Origin of the sequence: Streptomyces sp. NPDC048417 (assembly GCF_040651615.1) — a bacterium.
Classification (GTDB): domain Bacteria; phylum Actinomycetota; class Actinomycetes; order Streptomycetales; family Streptomycetaceae; genus Streptomyces.
This window is the reverse complement of record NZ_JBEZKI010000012.1, coordinates 147288-168454: the sequence shown is the minus strand read 5'-3', so window position 1 is coordinate 168454 and position 21167 is coordinate 147288. Positions and strand designations below refer to the sequence as shown.

The 21167-nt window shown below is 70.6% G+C and carries 19 protein-coding genes; 4 read left to right on the top strand and 15 right to left on the bottom strand.

Annotated features, from left to right (window positions below):
* Window positions 1-16 precede the first annotated feature (16 nt).
* Genes mftC through mftA form a run of 3 tightly spaced genes read right to left on the bottom strand, consistent with a single transcriptional unit; the run spans window position 17 to window position 1723 of the window.
* Window positions 17-1297 (bottom strand): mycofactocin radical SAM maturase, encoded by a 1281-nt coding sequence (gene mftC, locus AB0D59_RS20360; RefSeq protein WP_362566937.1) that lies wholly within the window; start codon window positions 1295-1297, stop codon window positions 17-19.
* Entirely contained in the window at window positions 1294-1584 is a 291-nt protein-coding gene (gene mftB, locus AB0D59_RS20355; RefSeq protein ID WP_362566934.1) for a mycofactocin biosynthesis chaperone MftB, read from the bottom strand. The genes mftC and mftB overlap by 4 nt, the downstream gene beginning before the upstream one ends.
* A gap of 16 nt (window positions 1585-1600) precedes the next feature.
* The gene (gene mftA / locus AB0D59_RS20350; RefSeq protein WP_362566931.1) at window positions 1601-1723 is read right to left on the bottom strand and encodes a mycofactocin precursor MftA; all 123 of its coding nucleotides are present in this window, start codon (window positions 1721-1723) and stop codon (window positions 1601-1603) included.
* A gap of 462 nt (window positions 1724-2185) precedes the next feature.
* On the opposite strand from mftA, the gene mftG reads away from it, so the two are divergent.
* Window positions 2186-3724 (top strand): mycofactocin system GMC family oxidoreductase MftG, encoded by a 1539-nt coding sequence (gene mftG / locus AB0D59_RS20345; RefSeq protein WP_362566928.1) that lies wholly within the window; start codon window positions 2186-2188, stop codon window positions 3722-3724.
* 103 nt (window positions 3725-3827) lie between these two features.
* On the opposite strand, the gene mftR is transcribed toward mftG, so the two are convergent.
* The 6 genes from mftR to AB0D59_RS20315 all read right to left on the bottom strand — a co-directional run bounded on the left by mftR (window position 3828) and on the right by AB0D59_RS20315 (window position 9018).
* Window positions 3828-4457 (bottom strand): mycofactocin system transcriptional regulator, encoded by a 630-nt coding sequence (mftR, locus tag AB0D59_RS20340; protein ID WP_362566926.1) that lies wholly within the window; start codon window positions 4455-4457, stop codon window positions 3828-3830.
* A 111-nt stretch (window positions 4458-4568) separates the two neighbouring features.
* Window positions 4569-5129 carry an isochorismatase family protein gene (locus AB0D59_RS20335; protein ID WP_362566923.1) on the bottom strand — a complete coding sequence of 187 codons (561 nt, stop codon included), beginning with the start codon at window positions 5127-5129 and terminating at the stop codon, window positions 4569-4571.
* A gap of 85 nt (window positions 5130-5214) precedes the next feature.
* Complete coding sequence (locus tag AB0D59_RS20330; RefSeq protein ID WP_362566921.1) at window positions 5215-6552, bottom strand: FAD-dependent oxidoreductase; 1338 nt, start codon at window positions 6550-6552, stop codon at window positions 5215-5217.
* Window positions 6549-6875, bottom strand: coding sequence for a ferredoxin (fdxA, locus tag AB0D59_RS20325; protein ID WP_362566918.1), 327 nt, complete (start codon window positions 6873-6875; stop codon window positions 6549-6551). The genes AB0D59_RS20330 and fdxA overlap by 4 nt, the downstream gene beginning before the upstream one ends.
* 73 nt (window positions 6876-6948) lie before the next feature.
* Window positions 6949-8169 (bottom strand): cytochrome P450, encoded by a 1221-nt coding sequence (locus AB0D59_RS20320; protein ID WP_362566916.1) that lies wholly within the window; start codon window positions 8167-8169, stop codon window positions 6949-6951.
* Window positions 8170-8232: 63 nt separating this feature from the next.
* Entirely contained in the window at window positions 8233-9018 is a 786-nt protein-coding gene (locus AB0D59_RS20315) for an SDR family oxidoreductase (RefSeq protein WP_362566913.1), read from the bottom strand.
* Window positions 9019-9227: 209 nt separating this feature from the next.
* On the opposite strand from AB0D59_RS20315, the gene AB0D59_RS20310 reads away from it, so the two are divergent.
* Complete coding sequence (locus AB0D59_RS20310; protein ID WP_362566911.1) at window positions 9228-9974, top strand: aldolase/citrate lyase family protein; 747 nt, start codon at window positions 9228-9230, stop codon at window positions 9972-9974.
* Window positions 9975-10088: 114 nt separating this feature from the next.
* Here the strand turns inward: AB0D59_RS20310 and AB0D59_RS20305 are convergent, their stop codons facing one another.
* The 3 genes from AB0D59_RS20305 to AB0D59_RS20295 form a co-directional block, all read right to left on the bottom strand.
* On the bottom strand, window positions 10089-10934 hold the full coding sequence (locus tag AB0D59_RS20305; protein ID WP_362566909.1) for a hypothetical protein: 846 nt from the start codon (window positions 10932-10934) through the stop codon (window positions 10089-10091).
* Window positions 10935-11076: 142 nt separating this feature from the next.
* Window positions 11077-12561, bottom strand: coding sequence for an aldehyde dehydrogenase (locus tag AB0D59_RS20300; protein WP_362566906.1), 1485 nt, complete (start codon window positions 12559-12561; stop codon window positions 11077-11079).
* A gap of 526 nt (window positions 12562-13087) precedes the next feature.
* Entirely contained in the window at window positions 13088-13717 is a 630-nt protein-coding gene (locus tag AB0D59_RS20295) for a GntR family transcriptional regulator (protein ID WP_362566904.1), read from the bottom strand.
* Window positions 13718-13974: 257 nt separating this feature from the next.
* Here AB0D59_RS20295 and AB0D59_RS20290 point away from each other — a divergent pair, with 257 nt between their 5' ends.
* Both AB0D59_RS20290 and AB0D59_RS20285 read left to right on the top strand, forming a co-directional pair.
* The gene (locus AB0D59_RS20290; protein WP_362566901.1) at window positions 13975-15177 is read left to right on the top strand and encodes a CoA transferase; all 1203 of its coding nucleotides are present in this window, start codon (window positions 13975-13977) and stop codon (window positions 15175-15177) included.
* Between the two features lie 134 nt (window positions 15178-15311).
* Window positions 15312-16241, top strand: a complete 930-nt coding sequence (locus AB0D59_RS20285) for a helix-turn-helix domain-containing protein (RefSeq protein ID WP_362566898.1) — start codon at window positions 15312-15314, stop codon at window positions 16239-16241.
* A gap of 109 nt (window positions 16242-16350) precedes the next feature.
* On the opposite strand, the gene AB0D59_RS20280 is transcribed toward AB0D59_RS20285, so the two are convergent.
* From AB0D59_RS20280 to AB0D59_RS20270, 3 genes are read right to left on the bottom strand one after another with little or no spacing between them, the layout of a single operon-like run.
* A complete protein-coding gene (locus AB0D59_RS20280) occupies window positions 16351-18474 on the bottom strand; it encodes an acetate--CoA ligase family protein (RefSeq protein ID WP_362566896.1) in 2124 nt (707 codons plus the stop codon).
* Window positions 18475-18514: 40 nt separating this feature from the next.
* Window positions 18515-19717, bottom strand: a complete 1203-nt coding sequence (locus AB0D59_RS20275; RefSeq protein ID WP_362566894.1) for an acetyl-CoA acetyltransferase — start codon at window positions 19715-19717, stop codon at window positions 18515-18517.
* A 9-nt stretch (window positions 19718-19726) separates the two neighbouring features.
* On the bottom strand, window positions 19727-21130 hold the full coding sequence (locus tag AB0D59_RS20270; protein ID WP_362566892.1) for an OB-fold domain-containing protein: 1404 nt from the start codon (window positions 21128-21130) through the stop codon (window positions 19727-19729).
* Window positions 21131-21167: the final 37 nt, after the last annotated feature.

Here is a 21167-nt window from a genome sequence, read left to right as displayed (position 1 = left end):
ACCCCGGGGCACGGCGTCATGTGAAGCTCAGTCCGGCCAGCGGGTCCTCGGCACAGGCGCTGACCGGCGGCCGGTCGGCATCCTGGCGGCGGGTCAGCACCAGGTCGACCGGGCCTCGGCGCCGCGCGGGTGCGGTGCGATGGGTGTGGTCGACGGCCGGCCTGGGAAGGTGACCGCGCCCTTCGGGGCGCTGCGCGAGCAGCTGCTCCCCGTAGCCACGGACGCACTCGGGATCGGGGCCGTCCAACGGCAGACCGGTGAAGAACTTGGCGGCCATGCAGCCGCCCTTGCAGGTGTCGTAGAAGGAACAGGAGGCGCACGCCCCGCCGCTCTGCGGCTCCCGCAGGTCGAGGAAGAGTTCGGACTCGCGCCACACGCGGGCGAAGCCGCCGTCCTCGCGCACGTTGCCGGCCAGGAACTCGTCATGGATCGCGAACGGGCAGGCGTAGACGTCGCCGACCGGGTCGATCAGGCAGACCACCCGGCCGGCGCCGCACAGGTTCAGTCCCGGCAGGGCCTGGCCGTAGGCGGACAGGTGGAAGAACGAGTCCCCGGTCAGGACCTGGTCGCCGTGGGCCACCAGCCAGTCGTACAGCTCGCGCTGCTGGGCCTGGGTGGGGTGCAGTTCGTCCCACACATCCGCACCGCGCCCGGAGGGGCGCAGCCGGGTGAGCCGCAGCTGTGCGCCGTAGCGGTCGGCGATGGCCTTGAACTGGTCCATCTGCGGGATGTTGTGGCGGGTGCAGACAACGGAGAGCTTGAAGTTCTTCATCCCGGCGTCGGCGAGGTTCCGCATGGCGCGCAGCGCGGTGTCGTACGAACCCGTTCCGCGCACCGCGTCGTTGACCTCGGGGGTTGCCCCGTCGAGGGAGATCTGGACGTCCACGTAGTCGTTGGCGGCCAGGCGGCGGGCCACCTCGGGAGTGATCCGTACGCCGTTGGTGGAGAACTTGACGCCGACGTGGTGGGCGGTGGCGTAGTCGAGGAGCTCGAAGAAGTCGGCGCGGACGGTGGGTTCGCCGCCGCCGATGTTGACGTAGAAGACCTGCATGGCCTCCAGCTCGTCGATGACGGCCTTGGCCTCGGCGGTGGTCAGCTCACGCGGGTCACGCCGCCCCGAGCTGGACAGACAGTGGGTGCAGGACAGATTGCAGGCGTAGGTAAGTTCCCAGGTCAGGCAGATGGGGGCGGCCAGGCCGTATTCGAAGAGATCGACCAGGCGGCTCCCGGCCGGCCGCGCCGCCTGCGCCGGCCGGGGCGCCGGTGCCACCGTCGACCGGGGTGTTCGGGCAGTCATGACGTACTCCTTTCGACGACCATCGAGGAGCGGGCCAGCGCGGCCAGCGCTCGCCCGAAGCCGGGCAGTTCGCTCTCCCTGACCGCGGCGGCCGAGCAGGCGGCCCGCGCGGTGGGCGCGGTGGCCAGTGCCTGGACGGTGGCGAGCAGACGGGGGTCCTTGAGGAAGGTGAGCTTGCGGGTGCCGAAGTGGTAGAGCAGTGCGCCGAAGGGTTCGGGCCGCACCGAGACCTGCGGGTGCAGGTCCCAGGCGCGATCCAGGTCGATCGGGGAGTCGATCGGGTTCATGGGTCGTCCCGGCGGTCTAGTAGACGCCGCACATGCCGTCGATCGAGACCTCCTCGATCAGCGTGTCCGTCTCGACCAGGGCCTCGGGCTCGACCTCGGTGGCCTGCTCGTCGGCGGGAACGGTGTCGAACTCGTTCATGCGGTCCTCCCAGGGCTTGGCTCCGGCAGACTCGTGCCGGAGCGTGTGGGGGCGGAGCGGAAGGGAAGGGCAACCGCCGTCGGAATCGGCGGGCGGCAACTGGCGCCTGTCACGGACCGTTCACGTGCCGGGCCGAAGGAGAACAGCGGGCGGCTCCCTGCTTGTAGCCAGGAGAGTAACGGCACATGGTGCCAAAAGGAAGCCATCGGCGTGCAACTGCACCTGAGGAGGCGGTCGGTGCACCGCCGATACGCCTCCGGCCTGCGTGAACTTCCCGCGAGCCGGGCCGGTGTCCGGCACTGCCGCAGGCGCCGGCGCATCGCGGTGGGCCGTCCAGGGGCTTGCGCTCGTGCCGGGACTCGGCTTTGATCCCTGAGCCATGACAGAGATCCGCCTGCTCGTCCACGCCGGGCCTCCCCTGTGAGCTCGGGACCCTTGTCCGGCGCATCTCACGATGTGCTCGTGGTCGGTGCGGGCGCCGCGGGTGCGGTGCTGGCCGCCCGCCTGAGCGAGGATCCCGACCGCACCGTCCTGCTGCTGGAGGCGGGCCCCGCCCCGGCGACCGAAGAGGAGTTCGGCCACCGACTGCTCGACGCACGGCTGGTCCCCGGTGCTCAGCCGGATCACCCCGGCACCTGCGTCTATCCCGTCCAGCTGACCCCCGGGCGCCCGTGGGCGGTGCCCCGCGGCCGCGTGCTCGGCGGCTCCACCACCGTCAACGGCGGGTACTTCGTGCGCGCCCGCCGCCAGGACTTCGACCGCTGGTCCGCCAGGGGCAACCCCGCCTGGGCCTACGACCGGGTCCTGCCCTTCCTGCGCGCGCTGGAGAACGACCTCGACCTCGGCTCCGGACCCATGCACGGCGGTCAGGGCCCCGTGCGGGTCCGGCGTGTGAGGACGGACCACCCCGCGGCCAGGGCCTTCCGCGACGCGGCGCGCACATGCGGATACGCCGTGGAGCCGGACAAGAACGACCTCGACGCGGCGCCCGGCTTCGGACCGGTACCCACCAACTCCGTGGACGGCGTACGCCGCAACAGCGCCCTGAACTACCTGCCGCCGAAGGTCCGTGCCCGGCCCAATCTCACCGTACGGGGCGGAAGTCCCGTCGTTCGGGTCGCGGTGGCACACGGCCGCGCCGTCGGCGTGGTGCTGGTCGACGGCACCCTGGTCCGCGCGGGCGAGGTCGTGCTGAGCGCCGGGGCCATCGGCTCCCCCCAGTTGCTGCTTCTGTCGGGCATCGGTCCGCGCGCCGACCTGGAGCGGCTCGGCATACCCGTGGTCCGCGACATGCCCGCCGTCGGTGCGCGTCTGAGCGACCACCCTCAGGTGGTCCTCGACTGGACGCTCCGCCACGACCCACCCGCACCGCAGGGATCCTGGTTCGGCGGGTGCCTTCATCTGGCCTCGGGCGTCGGCGAGTCCGGCGGCCGCGACGGCCCCGGTGACCTGGAGATACTCCAGTCCCTCGTGCCGATGAGGGGGTTGACCAGCGGCCGGACCAGTGTGTCGGGACAACCGCTGCCGTTCCTGGTCGCCGCGCAGGCGCCGCGGCGTACCGGTCGGCTGAGCCTGGTCGGCCCGGATCCCGCCACGCCGCCGCGCATCGACTACGGGTTCCTCAGCACACCGGACGACCGACGCCGGCTGCGCGAGGGAGTGCGCGCCACGGCCGCGCTGCTGGCGTCACCGCCCATGGCGGATCTCGCCGCCGACCGGGCCGGCCCGGCCCCTGACGTGCTGGCGGCGGACGGGGCGCTCGACCGGTGGGTCGCCGACAACCTCGGCACCGCGCAGCACACCTGTGGCACCGTGCCGATGGGTCCCGCCGACGACCCCGGCCGAGCCGCCGTCGACCAGTACGGACGACTTCACGGCATCCGCGCGCTCCGCGTCGCCGACACCTCGATCCTCCCGGACGCTCCCTTGCGCGGTCCCGCCGCGACGGCCGTCCTGGTGGGCGAGGTGGTCGCGGACGCCATCCGCCGCGAAATGCGCTGACGTTCCCGGCTGAACCGGCAGCCGCCACAGGCGTGCGCCGCGCACCGCACGCCGGGTGCCGGCGTGACACCGCGCCGCACCGCTACGGCCCGTGGCCGGCGGATCAGCCCTGAAGGTGGATCACCGAGTCCCACCCGCCAGCCAGTTGACGGAACGTCGCGTCGATCAGCGGCGCGAGAAGTTGCCGTTCGTCGGCGAGCCAGTGCTCGTAGGCGGCGATTGCGGCGGCCAGGGAGGCGTAGCCGACGAGCCGCGGCAGCAGATCGGACGTCGACAGACCGGTGCGTGTCGCCACGAACTCGGTCACGATGGCACGCCACGCGTTGTACCGCAGTGTGGCGTCAGCCTGGAGCGTCGGCACGGTGAGGATGAGCTGCATCCGTTGCCGGTGCCACGGCACTTCCTCGGGGTCGAACCGGTTGAACTCGACGACCGCCGCACGCAGCGCGTCCGCGAAGGGGACGTCCGGGTCGCCGGCGTCGAGCAGTCTGCGCAGTCCCGCCAGCTGGTTCTCGAAGTCACCCCAGACCAGGTCGTTCTTGGAGCCGAAATAGCGGAAGAAGGTACGGCGCCCGATACCGGCGGCGCCGGCGATGTCTTCCACCGTCGTGCTGTCGAACCCCTGGGAGGAGAACAGCTCGAAGCCGATGCGTTCCAGGTCGGTGCGAGAGGTGGCACGGGGCCTCCCGATCCTGCCAGGTGCGTCCGCTCGCGTGCTGGTGGCCTGCTCCACGGGCCCTCCCTCCCCCGGGCGGACCTCCGGCTCCGGCCCAGGGCACCACACGATACGCGCTCCGGGTCGGCGACGACCGCGGTGATCGTTCCAGAGCAGGCTGGGACGGGTTCAGCGGGAGCTCTTCACCAGACCGATGATCTCCTCGGTGGTCCCCGTCTCTCCCAGCTTCGGGAAGACGCGCTCGACAGCGTTGGTGTGCGTCTCGGGATCGAGGTCGGTCATCGCGTCGGTCGCCAGGGTCACGTGGTATCCGAGCGCGTACGCCGATCGCGCGGTGGACTCGACCCCGATGCTCGTCGCGATTCCGGCCAGAACGACCTGGGTCACGTTCTGCGACCTCAGGTAGGTGTCCAGGTCCGTGCCGGGGAAGGCGTCCCAGGTCTTCTTGGTGACGACGTGGTCGCCGGCCTCGGCCTTCATCTGCGGAACGAGATCCGTCCAGTTCGGCGCGGGAGCCGACCTGGACTTGGGCAGCTCATTGCGGCCCGGGGCGCCGCCCGCGACGTTGATCAGCACAACCGGCAGCCCGTACGAGCGGAAGACGGCGGCCAGCTCGGCCGCGCGACCCACCACCTCCGAGGCCGGATGCACGGTCGGCAGCCCCACTGTGCCTTCCTGAAGATCGACGACGAGAAGCGCGGAACGCGCGTCCACGGTGGTCACAGACATGCCACAGCCCTCCATCTGGATAGACATTTTTGCATTCAAAACTGTATCAGTTCTGGGATCCAAGCGTCCGGGATCTCCCGGCCGTTCACCGTGCGGATGCGACGGAGAGCATCCTGCCGCGCTCGTGCAGCTTGACCCGCCCTCGGCCCAGTGGCCGCCCCGCGATCTCCTCCGCGGCGTCAATGCGCTGCCACGCGGACCACTCCACGACATCGATGCCGCGTTCTCGAAGCAGGCCGACAGGATCCTGGAACGCCTGCCGAGGCGGCTTCGCGGCCCGCGCCCGATCCTCCGTGATCGCGGCGACGGTCGCGACGGCGTCCTGCTTGTTCGTGCCGATGACGCCGCTCGGCCCCCGCTTGATCCAGCCTGCGACATACACGCCGGCGAGTTGTTCGGTGCCGTCCATGACCCGGCCCTCGGTGTGCGGGACGGTCCCGGTGTCCGGCTGGAACGGCAGGCCGGGCAGGGCCAGGCCCCGATAGCCCACCGAGCGGACGAAGAACTGCGCGGGAAGCACCTCGTCGGCCTCCGCCCGCCCCGGACCACGGCGGATCACCCGCAGACCGCGGGCGCAGTCCTCGCCCACGAACGCGACCGGGGTGCGGAAAAAGGCGAAGCGCACGGTTCGGCGGGGCGTTCCCGCCGGTGTGCCGGCGGCGTATCCACGCAGCGTCGCCAGCATCCGACGAGTGGACGGACTCTCCTGCGCGGGTCCACCGGCGGCCCGGTCGTCCGCCAGGTCGTCCGGGTCGACCAGGACCTCTGTATCGGACAACTCCCGGAGTTCACCGAGTTCCTTGTTGCTGAACTTGGCGTGCGCCGGGCCGCGGCGCCCCACCACGAGGATCTCGCGGACCGTGCTGGCCGCCAGCACGTCCACCACATGCTGGGGCACATCGGTGCGGCGCAGTTCGTCAGAGGTGCGGCAGAGCATCCGGGCCACGTCCAGGGCCACGTTGCCCACCCCGATGATCACGGCGGACTCGGCCGTCAGCGCGAAGCGGTCCACCGCGGCGTCGGGATGTCCGCTGTACCAGGCGACGAAGTCGGTCGCCGAAGCCACCCCCGGCAGGTCCTCGCCCGGGATCGACAGGCGGCGGTCCGCGCTCGCCCCGCAGGCGACCACGACGGCGTCGTAGCGCCGGCGCAGCTCGTCGAACGTGATGTCCGTGCCCACCCGTACGTTTCCGAGGAAACGCACGCGCGGGTGGGCGAATATCTCCGCGAGCGAGCCGACGATCGACTTGATCCGCTGGTGATCCGGGGCGACGCCGTAGCGCACCAGCCCGAACGGCACGGGCAGTCGCTCGTAGACGTCGACGACGGCGTTCAGGCCGGCCTGTTCGGACAGCTCCTGGGCGACATACGCGCCCGAGGGCCCGGAACCCACGACGGCCACGTGAAAGGCGGCACCGCTCATCGGTCCTCGCCCTGGGCCTCGGTCCCGGCGACGATGTCCGCGTCATGGGTGGACGGGCCGAACTTCTTGGCGCCCCTGGGTGATCCGATGTCGTCGAAGAACGACGCGTTCGCGGTCAGGAACGCGCGGTTGTCGTCGCTCAGGTCCTCCGAGTACAGGATCGCGGACATCGGGCACGCCTCCTCGCAGGCGCCGCACTCGATGCATTCGTCGGGATGGATGTACATCATCCGTCCGCCCTCGTATATGCAGTCGACCGGACACACCGCGATGCAGCTTCTGTCCTTCACATCGACACACGCCGACGTCACCACGTAGGTCATCGGACCTCCTTCCGTTGGAACTGGTCAGGCCTGAACCTTCTGGGTCACGCGTCCGCCGCTCCCCTCGCGGTGCTCACCGCAGGACCAACGGCAGCTCGTACCAGCCGTTGCGCAGCAGCTGACGGATCTCACGAGGCTCGCCCGCCTTCTCGATCACCGAGAAGCGGGAGAGCAGTGCCTCGTAGAACAGGCGCGTCTCGAGGCGGGCCAGATGGGCGGCGATGCAGAGGTGCGGGCCATAGCCGAACGACAGATGGGCGGCGGCATTCGGCCGCCGGATGTCGTAGGTCCAGGGGTCCTCGAACACCTCGGGGTCGCGGTTCCCGGCGTCGAACAGCAGATAGACCCGCTGCCCCTCCTTGATGGTGACGCCGCGCACCTCGGTGTCCTGCGTCACCGTACGCAGGAAGCCGCGCGCGGGTGTCGTCCAGCGCAACGACTCCTCGATCGCACCGCCCAGAAGCTGCGGTTCGGCTCGCAGCAGCTCCGTCTGCCCGGGGTGCTCGGCGAGCGCCAGGGCCATGCCGGCCAGGAGCGAGCGGGTCGTGTCGCTGCCACCGGCGAGGAAGAGACCGCAGTAGATGAGCAGGGTGCTCTCCGTCAGCGGCAGGCCGTCCAACTCCGCCGCCAGCAGGGTCGAGATCAGGTCCTCGCCGGGCTGGGCACGCTTGACCTCGAACTGAGCGCGGAAGAACTCGTTCATTTCCTGGAACTGCCGTACGGCCTCGCGGATGTTCTCCGCTCCGTGAATGAGCTTCAGGGACTCCAGCGCGTCGCTCCACCCCCGGATCTTCTTGTCGTGACCGGACGGCAGCCCGATGAAGTCCTCGGCGACCTTGATGGGCAGGGTCGCCGCGATGGTCTCGACGAAGTCGAACGGCTCGCCCGGTACGACGCCGCCGACCAGCGTGTCGACCTGCCGCTGCACGTGGTCACGCAGGTGCGCGAGTGCCCGTGGCGCGAAACTGCGGGAGGCGACGCCGCGCAGTTGACCGTGGCGTGGCGGATCGGCGTAGGCGAACTGCTCTCCGGGGCCGTACAGGGTGGCGTACGCCTCGGCCTCTTCCGGTTCCAGGCGGAGTTGGTGCAGGTGCAGCCCACGGCCGGAGCTGAAGATCTCCGGGGTACGGGCGGCCTCCCGGATGTCCTCGTGCTTCGAGAGGACGAACAGGTCGAGCGGCTCGTAGTAGAAGACCGGGTGCTCGGCATGCAGCCGCGAGTAGACCTCCTGCCGGTCCTCGAAGTAGAAGTCCGGGTCCTCGATCTTGACGTCGTCGCTGGTCAGTGTCGTCATCTGGTCATCGCCGATCTCTCGATGTGCTGGCTGTTCGGGGCGTCCCGCAGGGGCCAGGGCGCGTCAGGACTTCCAGGCGCTTCTGGGCCCCAGCAGCTGGCCGCCGTCGACGACGAGCTGCGTGCCGGTGATGAAGCTGGAGTCGTCGGACGCCAGGAACAGTGCAGCCGCGGCGATCTCGTCCGGCCGGCCGATCCGCGGGATCGTCATCCGGCCGAACCAGGCGTCCTTGTCCAGTGCGGCGAAGTCGGGCCCGGAGTTCATCGGCGTCTCGACTCCACCCGGGTGCAGCGAGTTGACCCGGATGCCGTACTCCCCCAGTTCCCGGGCCGCCGCCCGCGCGTACGCGGCGTTGCCGGCCTTGCTGACCGCGTAGGGGATGAATCCCGGTCCCACGGACATCGAGGCGATGGACGACACCACCACCACCGAGCCGCCGCCGGCTTCGATCATCCCGGGCAGACAGGCCTGGGTGCCGATGATCGGTCCGAGTACGTTGACGCCGACGGCCAGGCACAGCGACTCCGCGTCGGCGGAGGCCACCGTCCCCTGTGTCATCACGCCCGCGTTGTGGACCAGCACCGTCGGCCGGAGCCCGAACGCCTCCTGGCAGAGCGAGACGGCACTGTCCCAGTGGCTCCGCTCGCGGACGTCCACCTGAAGGTAGCGGGCCGGCTCCCCCAGTTCGCGGGCCAGTGCGGCTCCTTCGGAGTCCAGGACGTCGGCGATCAGGACCCGCGCGCCGGCGCCCACGAAGCACCTCGCCATGGCCGCGCCGATACCCCGTGCGCCACCCGTGACGATCGCAGCTCGGCCGAGGAGTCGGTCCGAGTCACTTGCTCTGCTCATCGAAGTCCACTCGCCTCCGTATGGGAAACGTGCTGATCAACGCTCCACGGAGGGGAGTTCACCCTCCATGCAGTGTTCATTTTTGCATACATTTACAGTATGGTGGCCAGAGATCAGCGTCAAGTGGTACCTGCAACACCCAGCACTATGCATACAGAAGTACGTTCATAGAGAGGTGCCTCGTGCGGGACAACCGAACCAAGATGCGAATGTCGTCGAGCCGGCCGGCCCTGGGCGTGTCGCTCACCATCCCCGACGCCTTCGTCACGGAAGCCATCGGCGCGGGCGACTTCGACTTCGTTCTGATCGACATGGAGCACGCCCCGATATCGATCGACGTGCTCCAGACCATGCTCGTCGCACTGCGCGCTTCCGCGTCGACGGTGTTCGTCCGCCCCAGCGCGAACGACGCCGTACTGATCGGCCAGATACTCGATCTGGGCGCCGAGGGCGTGATCGTTCCCGGCGTGCACGACGCCGCGCAGTGTGCCGGGGCGGTGAGCGCGACACGCTATCCTCCGGCCGGAGTACGCGGGTTCGGGCCACGCCGGGCGGCCCGCCTCGACGGCGGCCGCGCGGAGTACCTCGCACGGGCCGACAAGGAGATCGCCGCGTTCGTGATGATCGAGCACGTGGACGCGGTCTCCGCCATCGACGCCATCCTGGAGACGCCCGGACTCGACGGGATCATGGTCGGACCGGCCGATCTCGCGGCATCGATGGGGCACCTGCACGATCTCGGCCACCCGGCGGTCAAGGCCGCCGTCGACACGGTGGCGTCGGCGTGTGAGCGGCACTCGTTCCCGTTCGGCATCTTCGCGCCGGCCGAGGCGTCGGCCCGCCTGTGGGTGCGAAGGGGCGCCCGGTTCGTCGCGGTCGGCGCCGACACCCAGTTCCTCGACCAGGGCATCGCACGCGCCAAGTCGCTGATCGCGGAGGTTACTTCGGTCGACTGAGCGCGCACGGCGGCCGTCGTGGCAGCCGGGGTCGGCCTCAGCGGGAAGGACACGGCCCGCAGCCCACCGGAGTCCGGGGCTGCGGGCCGCCGTCGTGGCATGACCGACCGGCCCTCAGGCGACCGCGGCCGGCTCGGGCAGAGGCAGGCCGAAGACCACCGCGCGCGCGTCCGCGGTGCCGGCGAGCGCTGTCTTCTCCCCGAACTCGGAGAAGATGACGGTCCCCGGCTCGTAGACCACATCGTCCACGGTCAACCGGCCGTCGATGATCCAGAGCAGTTGCGTGCGCTCCGCGGTGAGGTCCAGGACCCCGTCGGCCTTGTCCCACGCGTAGTTGGCGACGTAGACATCGTCCTCGGTGAAGCGGCCGAGGGTCTTGGCCGAAACGCCCCCGCCGGTCGAGCGCCAGGCGAAACCCTCCGGTTCCATGATCACTGGCTGCGGGTAGCGGGGCGTGGGATAGACGAGTTCGCGCTGGTTGAAGGTCTCCCACACCGCGTTGCGGCCGTCGGCTCGGTGCTCCTCGCCGTCCGCGTCGACGGTGATGTAGTAACCCTCCCGGAACTCGCCCTTCTTCTGCATCTGCGCGTAGGTCTCGTCGTGCTGGGCCCGGGAGACCCAGTGCTCGCCCCACTGGATCAGCAGGATCTCCGCTTCCTCGATCGTCTCCGGACCGTATGCGGCACCGGCCGGGAAGAACACCGACTGCCCTGGTGCGGACACCTGGTAGTGACCGAAGTCGGGCTGGCCGCTGACGGTGTACCGGATCTGGTCGAAGTTGTGCTTGTGCCGCGGGGCGGTGAACGTGCCGTGCCCGCCCTCGTAGCGCACGAGGTCCGCGGTGTACCCGACGCCCGGCGACACCTCTCCCTCGTGCACGAGCTTGCGGTGCACCCGGCCGGGCCGGTTGGCCTTGCTGACGAGGCTCCACGGGATCTTCGCGGTTTCGATCACATGCATGTCGACTCCTATCGGTACCGGCAGCGAGGTCGTGGGTGCGCCGGTCGGACACGGACAGGTGGGCGCGGGCGTTCGCACGCCGGATGAAAGCGACCGGGAGAGCCGCCCCGGGGTCGGCGGCCCCCTGGGCAGGACGAGGCGGTCAGGGGGCGTCCGAGGGCTCGCGGTCCAGGATGATCGCCTTGGGCTCCAAATACGGCATGAGGCCTTCGCGGCCGCCCTCACGGCCGATTCCCGACTGCTTGAAGCCGCCGAACGCGAAGGCATGCGAGTTGCGATGGGCGTTGTGGCCCACCGTCCCCGAGCGGATGCGCCGGGCGAACTGCCAGGCGCGGCTGTCGTCGTCGGTGAACACCGCGCTGTTCAGACCGTAGGGGCTGTCGTTGGCGACGCGGATCTGGTCGTCCTCGTTCTCGGCCGGGATGACGCTCAGAACGGGGCCGAAGACCTCGTTGCGGGCGATCGTCGAGTGGTTGTCCACATTGCCGAGCACTGTCGGCTCGATGAACCAGCCCTTGTCGAGCCCGGCCGGCCGGTGGCCTCCCACGGCCAGCCGCGCGCCCTCCTCGAGTCCCTTGCCGATCAGTCGCTCGATGGTGTCCCGCTGCCGTTGCGCGGCGACAGGTCCCATGTCGCTCTCGGAATCGAAGGGATCGCCGACCTTGACCTTGGCGAACTCGGCGCTGAGCGCCTCGACGAGCTCGTCGTGCCGGTGCTTGCTGACGATGACACGGGTCAGGGCGGAGCACACCTGACCGGTCAGTTCCATGGTCGAGTCCGCGAGCGAGGCGGCCGCCTTCTCGAGGTCGTAGTCGTCGAGGACCAGCGCGGCCGACTTGCCACCGAGTTCCAGGTTCACCCGAGCGACGCGGTCGGCGCACAGGGCGGCGATGCGCTTGCCTGCCGCCGTCGAGCCGGTGAAACTCACCTTGTCGACACCCGGGTCGGTCACCAGTGTCTCGGACGCGGCCCGATGCGCGGTGACGACGTTGACGACTCCGGCGGGCAGGCCCACCTCCTCGGCGATCTCGGCGAGGAGGTAGCCGGCCGATGGCGACTCCGGCGAGGACTTCAGGACGATCGAGCAGCCCGCGATGAGCGCCGGGGCGAGCTTGAACGACAGGGCGACGATCGCGGCGTTCCACGGCACGATCGCGCCGACGACACCGACCGGTTCGCGTGCGAGCCAGCCGTAGCCACCACCTGCCGGGGTGTGCCGCTCCACCCATTCGAAGTCGTCGGCGAGGTTTGCGTAGAAGTCGTAGATCCCCGCGATCCTGGCCCCGCGGACCACGGCGTCACCGTGCAGGATGCCCATTTCGGACGCCCAGGTGTACGCGATCTCGGACTGCCGCTTGCGCAGCCCTTCGGCGATGGCGCGGATGTACTCGGCCCGCTCGGCGGGGCGCATGTACGGCCACGGGCCCTCGTCGAACGCGCGGCGCGCCGCGTCCACGGCGCGGCCGACGTCCTCCGGCTTGGCCTCGGCGACCTGGAGGTAGACCTCCTCGGTGGCCGGCTGAACGACGTCGATGAGGTCACTGGTCGACGGCTTCACCCACGCGCCGCCGATGTAGAAACGGCCAGGGTGCTTAAGGGGAGCGGCGGCAATCTTTGGTGCGGTCACTGCGTTCGTCTCCAGAGTGTTGAAGCTGGAAGCAGAGGTAACCCGCCGTCATGGCAGGGGTCAGAGGTCAGGGGTCGTCGGGCCCCGCGTCGACGTCAGTGCCGTGCGGCGAGCGTGTCTTCGCCCTCACCCAGCTGCCGGTACGGACACATGGCGTCGGCAAATATGTATGCATTCTAGCCGACACTTTGGCAGGCAGGAAGACCTGGGTGGCGGCGCGACGGGGGCACTCCGGCATGGGAGCGGGCGGGCCGCGACGCGTGGCAGCCCCCTCACAAGGCGCTTCGCGGCAGGCCGGGCCTGATGGAGGGGCGCTGGGAATCGAGCGAGCGGCGGCCCAGCCGCCGGCACCGGCCGCGGCTTCATCGCGGTCGTCGGGAGGGGTGTCGCCCCGTGAAGCACGGCAGCGGCAGTTGCGGCGCCCCCTCACATCCGTTCGCCGCGGTGCACGTGGGGCGCTGCCGCGCTCACGTCGGCAGGCATGCGCGAGCCCGGGCGCACATGCGCCCGGGCTCCGGCGTACAGGTCAGGCGCGACCCAGCAGGGGCGAACTCTCGTGGCCGCCGACACGGTGCGCGTCGAACAGCTCGACGAGGGCCTCGCGGTCGTACTTGCGCAACGCCTTGATGATCTGCTTGTGCTCCTGGCTGATCCGGGTGGTCACGTGCGGCAGTCGCCACCACCACGCGAGATAGCCCTCGGACAGCTGCCACAGCCGCTGGATCTCGCGCTTGAACTGGTTCAACGGCGACAGTTCGAAGATCGTGAAGTGGAAGTCGCGGTTGGCCCGGAGAACCGCCGCGATGTCGCCCTGACCGACCGCCGCGATCATCTCGTCGTTGTACCGCGCGAGTGCGTCCAGCGTCGCCTTGTCGGGCTTGGCGATCGAGCGGAGCAGTTCCCCCTCGAGCAGCTCGCGCATCCGGTAGATCTCGGCGAGGTCCGACCGCTCGAGACGGGCCACGACATAGCCCCGGTTGGTCTCGTAGGTGACGACACCCTCGGACTCGAGCGTGCGCAGCGCCTCGCGGAGCGGGCTGCGGGACACCCCGATCTGCTCGGCCAGGTCGACCTGACGGATCTTCTGCCCCGGCAGCAGGGCCCCCTCGATGATCAGGCCCCTGATCTGGGCGGCCGCCTGCAGAGTCAGCTGCATCGGCTCGGAGACGGAGCGCGCGCGCCCGGCAGCCGCCGACTCCTCCGACTCGGAACCGGGCTTCCCGACCACAGCGTCACCGCCAGCCTTCACCGCACTGCCCATCCGTTCGTTTCGCCGTCATTAGTGAGGCCAAAGATACACGCAGACGGTCCTCATGGAGGCGAAAGTTGCAGGCAGAGAGCTTGACTTGGAGCGGCAGGCCACGGCTACGCTCATGACACCTACCCCCGTAGTGACTGCGAGGTGGAACTGCTGTGTCCGGCGAACGGATGGACTCCTCCCCCGACCTGGCAAGCGAGCCGCCCCTGGCCGGCCTGCGTGTCGTCGACATGACGATCTGGATGGCCGGGCCCGTGACCGGCATGCTCCTCGCCGACCTCGGGGCCGACGTCGTGAAGGTGGAGAGCGTCAACGGCGACCCCACGCGCTCGCACACGGCCCCCACCGCCGGCAGCGGGACCACCGGGACGAGCATCTCCTACTCCACCTTCAACAGGAACAAGCGCTCCATGGCCCTGGACCTCGGTTCTTCGGCCGACCGGGGAACCTTCGACCGGATGATCGAGCGGGCCGACGTCTTCATCACCAACATGAGCCCCACGACCGTCGCCAAGCTGGGCATCGACGCGGACTCCCTGCATGCCGCGAACCCACGGCTGGTGTACGCCCGCGGCTCGGGGCTCGGCCCCAGCGGACCACGGGCCAACGACCTCACGCAGGACATGACCGGCATGGCGTACGCCGGAATGCTGTTCGCCCTGTCTCCCGACCCGGAGCAGCCGTTCGCACCGCCCGGCGCGCTGAACGACGTGATCACCGGTACCTACCTGTTCAGCGGCGTCCTGGCCGCGCTGCTGCGCCGCGCCCGGACCGGCCGCGGCGAGACCGTGACCGGGTCCCTCCTGCAGAGCGCGCTGTGGACGCAGATGGGTCTGGTCGGTTCGGTGGCCAACACCGCGGGCGCCTCGACCACGGGCAGGCCGCGCACCGACCCGCGCAACGCGCTCCTGAACCAGTACCGGGCCGGGGACGGCAGGTGGATCGCCGTGGCCGCGGTCAACGCCCGGGCATGGGACGCGTTCGTGGCCGGTGCGGGGATCGAGCACCTGGTCGCCGACCCGCGCTTCGCCACGTACGCCGACATGCTGGCCCACACGCACGAGATGCGCGTCGAACTGGACCGGCACTTCGCCACCCGCCCGGCCGGGCACTGGCTCGAACGGCTGCGCGAACACGGTGTGTGGTGTGCCCCCGTGAACCGTCTCGGGGACGTCCTGGACGACGAACAGGTCGCGGCGAACAACTATCTGACCACACTGAGCGACGGGCTGCGGACGGTGTCGATGCCGTTCACGCTCGACGGTTTCACACCCGACGCGGCGGCCGGGCCCGGCCTCGACGCCGACCGCGACGCGGTCCTGCGGGACTGGGGCGTGGAGCCCTCCCCTCGCCCCTGACCTCGACCCCCGGCCGAAGGCGGCTGTGTCACTCACTACTAAAGTAGGCACTGTGACCGTCGTTGCTATGCTGGGGGCCCAGCAGGCCGACGCACGCGGCAACCCCACGTCCACAGTGTGAAGGGACCCCACCCATGGCCCGGCAGGTCTCCGCCCCCGTCAACGCGTCCCGGCTCGACACCCGGGTGATCAACGCCCTGGTGGAACTCGGGTTCTCCCAGTACGAGGCGCGCACCTACGCCGGCCTCATCGGGCGGGAGCCGATGACCGGCTACGCCGTCGCCAAGGAGACGAACGTCCCGCAGCCCAAGGTCTACGAGACCCTGGTGCGCCTCGTGGAGCGCGGTGCGGTGGTGCAGACCAGCAGCACGCCCGCGAAGTTCATCGCCGTGTCGCCGACCCGTGTGCTCAACGAGCTGGAGTCCGCCTTCCGTCAGCGGCTGGCCACGGTCGAGCTGGAGATCTCGCGGATGCGTCCGGCCGGTGCCGGAACGCAGGATCTGCGGCCTTACCAGGAGGCGACCTCCTGGGTCGAGATCGCCGCCGCGGCCCGGCAGCTCATCACGGGCGCCAGAGAACGGGTGTACGTCTCCGGTCACAGCTCGTACCTGGACGCCCTCGGGGACGCCCTCGACGAGGCCGACCGGCGCGGCGTCCGTATCGACGTCCTGTGCTTCGGCGAGCCGCCCTTCTCTCTCGAGCATGGCACCGTCATCCGGCACAGCAGTACCGACGGCACCGTCTACCGGCACCACCAGGCACGGCACCTGGCCCTCACCTGCGACTCGGCCGGTTCCCTGTGGGCCCTCGCTCCCGAGGGCGACGTCTGGGAGGCCGTCTTCGCCACCGACGACACCCTGCTCGCGGCGCTGGTGAAGGGCTTCGTCCGGCACGACATCTTCATGCAGCGCACGTACCACGACTTCGCCGACGACATGCGCGCCCGCTACGGCGCGGGGCTCGAGGGGCTGTTCGACCGGAACGCCACGGCGTCCGGCCGGCGCGGACAACGTCACACCGACCCGCCGGAGACGGACCAGGGCGGGCTGCGCTCACTGGGCTGATCAGCGGCGTCCGGCCGCCGGGCTGCGTCGCCGGCCTGATCAGCGGCGTCCGGCCGCGCGGCACACCGGACCCGCCCGGCCCCCCGCACACCCGTACGGCGGGGCGTGCTCAGCGGGCAAGCAGTACCGCGTCCAGGGTCACGCAGTCGGTGCCGGACTCGCCGACGACCATCCGCAGGGGGTTGACCTCGATCTCGGCGACGCGCTCGGACTCTGCGAGGAACATCGTCGCGAACGCCTGTGCCACGCGGATAAGTCGAGCCGCGTCGGCCGCCCGTCCGCCGCGTACCCCCTGCATCCGCCGCCACAGCCGCAGCGGGCTCAGCGCCCGGGTGAACTGCTCGTCGGTGAACGGGATCGCGAGGTGCAGGACGTCCTTCTCGATCTCGGTCTCGACGCCGCCGGTACCGACGGTCAGCACCGGGCCGAACACCTCGTCGTGGTGGGCGCCCACCAGCACGTCGAGACCCTCGCCCACCATCTCCTGGAGGTAGACCCCGTCGGCCGTGAAGCCGAGGGGGGCCAGCCGGCCGGGATCGGTCATCGTCGTCCAGACGCGGGCCGCCTCCTCGGGTGAGGTGACGTGCAGGGCGACACCGCCGACCTCGGTCTTGTGCACCAGGCCCTTGGCGGACAGCTTCATCGCCACCGGCCGGCCGATGCGGCGCTGCGCCTCGGCGGCCTCCTGCGCGGAGGCGGCGAACTCCTCGGCGGGGAAGCGCAGGCCGTGGCGTTCGAGGAGTGCACGGGCCTCGTCGTAGCCGAGAGCGGTACGGGTGGCGTGGGACTCCTCGGGCGGCTCGGCGGCCGCCTGCGCGGGGGGCGTGGGCGCGGCCGGCAGGGACACCTTCGCCCATTCCACGACCCGGGTCAGGGCGGTCACCGCGCGGTTCAGGCCGTCGTACGGTGCGAATCCGGCGTCGGAGAGCACGTCGTACCCGCCGCCGTGCTTCGGCGACATCCACACCGGGATGAGCAGGGTGTCGTGCCCGGCGGCTATCTCCAGCGCGTCGGTGGTCACCGAGACGGTGCTGTCGCCGTAGTCGGCGGGCATCGCGAACAGGATCGAGCCGACGTTCGGGTCGTCGCAGATCAGCTGGAACACCGCACGGTTGAGCTCGGAGTCCGTGAACACCTTCGTGGTCAGGTCGACCGGGTTGTCGACGAAGCCGAAGCTCGGCGCCCGCTCGACGAGGGCCTGGGCGGTCTCCGCGGTGAACTCGGCCAGGTGCAGGCCGGCGGCGCCGATCATGTCGGCGCCGAGCGACGCCGTGCCACCGGAGAAGGAGTACACGCAGACCTGCCCGGCACGGGTGATGTCCGCGTCGAGGGCCTTGCGGAACAGCAGCAGGGTCTCGGCGAGTTCGTCGACGTCGTCGACGCGGATCACGCCGTGCTGCCGGAACACCGCGTCGGCGACGACGTCGTTCCCCGCTATGGACGCGGTGTGCGACGCGGCGGTCTTCTGCCCGTACTCGGAGCGGCCGATCTTGAGGACCACCAGCGGCTTGCCGGCCTGCTGGGCGCGGCGGGCCGCGGCGATGAACTTCGCGCCGTCGCTGAACCCCTCGACCACCGCGCCGATCACGCGCAGCCGGTCGTCGTCGACCATGTGGTTGACGAAGTCGCCGACGTCCAGGTCGGCCTCGTTGCCGGGCGAGGCCCACAGCCCGATGCCCAGGCCCCGCTCGCGCCACTGCATGACCGCGCGGCCCAGTCCGCCGCCCTGGGTGACCAGGCCGACCGGTCCGTGGCTCACGTCGTCGCCGGCGACCGGGGACATGGTCAGCAGCACCCCGTCGGCGTTGTTGGACAGTCCCGGGGAGTTGGGGCCGTACACCCGCATGCCGGCCGCGTGCGCGGTCTCGACGATCCCCCGCTGGAGGTCGGCTCCCGAGTCGTCGCTCTCGGAGAAGCCGGAGCTGAGTACCATGACGTGCCGGGTCCCGGCCGCCGCGCAGTCCTTGACGACGTCGAGCACCGCCCCGGCGGCCACGAGGACGATCGCCACGTCGACGGGCTCGCCCGGGATCGCCGACACGGACGGGTACGCCCGGTCGCCCAGGACGGTGTCGTAGGCCGGGTTGACCGGGAAGGTGCCGCCGGGGATCGAGGAGTTGTTGCGGACGTTGTGGTACGTCGAGCGTCCGAAGGAGCCGGGCCGGTCGGAGGCGCCGACCACCGCCACTCTGTTCGGACGGACCAGCCGGGAGATGTCCGCGAAGGACGACATCGAGATCACCTGTTCCGTGGGATGTGGACGGACTGTCCCGTTACGCGTCGGCTCGGCCGAGCCTGGTGCCGACCACGCAGATGAAGCAGACGCAGTCGCCGGGGGCGCCGCCGAGGTTCTGGGTGAGGGCAAGACCGCGGTCCGCGGTGGCCACCTGCCGTTCGCCGGCCTCACCGCGCAGTTGCAGCCAGCACTCGTAGATCATCCGCAGGCCGCTGGCGCCGACCGGGTGCCCGAAGCTCTTCAGGCCGCCGTCGGGGTTGACCGGCAGGTCCCCGTCACGGTCGAAGCGGCCGTCGAGGACGCTCTGCCATGCCGTGCCGCGCTCGGCGAACCCGAGGTCCTCCATGAGCACGATCTCGGTCGGCGTGAAGCAGTCGTGGACCTCGGCCAGGGCCAGCTCACGCCGCGGGTCGGTGATCCCGGCCTGCTCGTAGGCGCCCTGGGCGCAGCTCACGACCTCGGGGAAGCTCGTGTAGTCGTACTCCTCGTCCGCGGCGCCGGAGCCCGAGCCGGTCACCAGTGACAGCGCCTTGATGTACAGGGGGCGGTCGGTGTAGAGGTGGGCGTCCTCGGCGCGGACGACGAGGGCCGCGGCGGCGCCGTCGGCCACGCCGGAGCAGTCAAGTACGCCCAGGACTCCGGCGACCGCGGGCGAGCGGGCGATCGCCTCCTTCGAGATCTCCTTGCGGAACTGGGCCCGCGGGTTCAGGGCGCCGTTGGCGTGGTTCTTCCACGCGACGTGGGTCATCGCCTCGCGGAAGTCCTCGGCGGTGACGCCGTGGCGCTTCTGGTAGGCCGGCGCCAGCAGGCTGAAGTTGGCCGGGGCGGAGGTGTTCACCCGCGTCCCGTCGTCCTGGACGCGCGGGGAGACGAGCCCGGAGTAGCCGGTGTCCTTGAGTTTCTCCACGCCCACCGCCATCGCCACGTCGACCGCGCCGGAGGCGACCGCGTACACGGCGGCGCGCAGCGCCTCGGAGCCGGTGGCGCACATGTTCTCGACCCGGGTGACGGGCTTGCCCGTCAGACGCAGCGGGCGGCTGAGCGCCATGCCGCTGATCCCGGAGAGGTAGGTGCCCAGCCAGTACGCGTCGACGTCGTCGGCCGACAGGTTCGCGCCCTTGAGGACCTCGGTGACCGCCTCGACGGCGAGTTCGTCGGCGCTGCGGTCGAAGTGCTCGCCGAAGCGGGTGCAGCTCATCGAGACGATGGCGACCCGGTCACTGAGACTGTGCTGTGCCACGGCGGTCTCCTAGCTCTCGTCGTCCGTGGACGGGTCGCGGTGCGGGCGTGACTTCCAGACGTAGTTGTGGATGCCGTCGACGGTTGCGCCGCGCCGGAAGGTGGGGACGACCTCATCGCCGACCTCGATCGGGTCGCGTACGTCGGTCAGTTCGCACTGGAGCCGTCCGCCGCTCTCGAAGGCCACGATCGCGCTGACGAGCGGGGGGCTCGGGGAGAACGCGAGACGGTCGACGGTGTAGGTGACGATGTGGGCACTCTCGTCGCCCGCCTTCACCGGATCGAACCCGCGGGTGTGCCGGCACCGGTAGCAGACCGTGGGCATCGGGTACTGCACGGTGCCGCACGCGTGGCAGCGTCCGCCGGTCATGGAGAGCTTGTAGCGGCGGTTGCGCCAGGCGTAGGGCGCCGAGGGGCGGTCCGGTTCGGGGCGCCGGGGGCGCTCGCCCTCGACGCGCCGGCGCCACAGCAGGTACTGGGGGTAGCCGATCGTCACGCCGTCGCCCATCTGGTCGCGCACCGGGCGTCCGCGCAGCTCCGTGATGGTGTCGGCGGCTCGCAGCACGATCGCGTCGGCGCCGTCGGCGAGGGAGACCAGCAGCAGGTGTTCGCCCGGTTCGGCCGCGTCGAGGAGGTCGGCGAGCAGCAGGCCGGCGTGGGCCGTTCCGGTGTTGCCGACGGCGTCGGCGAGGTCGGCTCCCTGCTGCTGGGCGCCGGTGGTGCGGCGGACGGCGGCGCCGACGGTGCGTACGGCCCGCGGGTTGAGGCCGGCGACGGCGAAGCGGTCGATGCCGTCCAGGTCGAGGCCCTGTTTGGCCAGGGTGGTCAGCAGCTGGTCGGCGAGTTCGGCGTACCGCTGCTCGCCGAAGCGTTCCTCCCAGGTGTGGGCGTCGCTGGAACCGGGGGCACGCCACCGGTCGATGAACTCGGCGGTCGCGGACGCGGTGTGGGTGAGGTCGGCGAGTGTGCCGTCGTCGCCGAACAGGTAGGCCGCCGAGGCGTCGCCTCCGGTGCGTTCGTCGGCGCCGCCGAGCGGCCCGCCGCGGCGGTCGGCGAGGACCGCCAGACCCCCGTCGCGGGCGGCCGCGAGGAGTGCCGTGATGCCGGAGCGCAGGTTCGCGCCGAGGTCGACGGCGGTGATGTCGGGGGGAAGGTCGAGGGCGGCGTGCACGGTGGTCGCGTTGGTCTTGTCCGCGTAGACCGGGTCGGAGGTGGCGAACCAGAGGCTGCCCACGGACTCCGCACGGCCCTGCACCACGGGAAGCGCGGCCGCGACACCGAGCGTGGTGGTGTCCTCGTCGTATCCGGCGACGCTGCGTTCGCCGGAGGCGTCCGCGCCCAGGGCCGCCGCGATCTCCGATCGCCGCAGCCGGTACTGCGGGATGTAGCAGTGGTAGTTGACGATGCCGCTCACGCGCCTGCCTTTCCTCGTTGTCGACGCGCTGGGAACC

Coding starts and splice junctions, on each gene's coding strand:
- AB0D59_RS20310 (WP_362566911.1), top strand. CDS start 9,228: ATGTCGTCGAGCCGGCCGGCCCTGGGCGTGTCGCTCACCATCCCCGAC.
- AB0D59_RS20330 (WP_362566921.1), bottom strand. CDS start 6,552: ATGAGCGGTGCCGCCTTTCACGTGGCCGTCGTGGGTTCCGGGCCCTCG.
- AB0D59_RS20335 (WP_362566923.1), bottom strand. CDS start 5,129: ATGTCTGTGACCACCGTGGACGCGCGTTCCGCGCTTCTCGTCGTCGAT.
- AB0D59_RS20280 (WP_362566896.1), bottom strand. CDS start 18,474: ATGTCGTCCTTCGCGGACATCTCCCGGCTGGTCCGTCCGAACAGAGTG.
- AB0D59_RS20295 (WP_362566904.1), bottom strand. CDS start 13,717: ATGCAGCTGACTCTGCAGGCGGCCGCCCAGATCAGGGGCCTGATCATC.
- mftC (WP_362566937.1), bottom strand. CDS start 1,297: ATGACTGCCCGAACACCCCGGTCGACGGTGGCACCGGCGCCCCGGCCG.
- AB0D59_RS20285 (WP_362566898.1), top strand. CDS start 15,312: ATGGCCCGGCAGGTCTCCGCCCCCGTCAACGCGTCCCGGCTCGACACC.
- AB0D59_RS20305 (WP_362566909.1), bottom strand. CDS start 10,934: ATGCATGTGATCGAAACCGCGAAGATCCCGTGGAGCCTCGTCAGCAAG.
- AB0D59_RS20320 (WP_362566916.1), bottom strand. CDS start 8,169: ATGACGACACTGACCAGCGACGACGTCAAGATCGAGGACCCGGACTTC.
- AB0D59_RS20315 (WP_362566913.1), bottom strand. CDS start 9,018: ATGAGCAGAGCAAGTGACTCGGACCGACTCCTCGGCCGAGCTGCGATC.
- fdxA (WP_362566918.1), bottom strand. CDS start 6,875: ATGACCTACGTGGTGACGTCGGCGTGTGTCGATGTGAAGGACAGAAGC.
- mftB (WP_362566934.1), bottom strand. CDS start 1,584: ATGAACCCGATCGACTCCCCGATCGACCTGGATCGCGCCTGGGACCTG.
- mftA (WP_362566931.1), bottom strand. CDS start 1,723: ATGAACGAGTTCGACACCGTTCCCGCCGACGAGCAGGCCACCGAGGTC.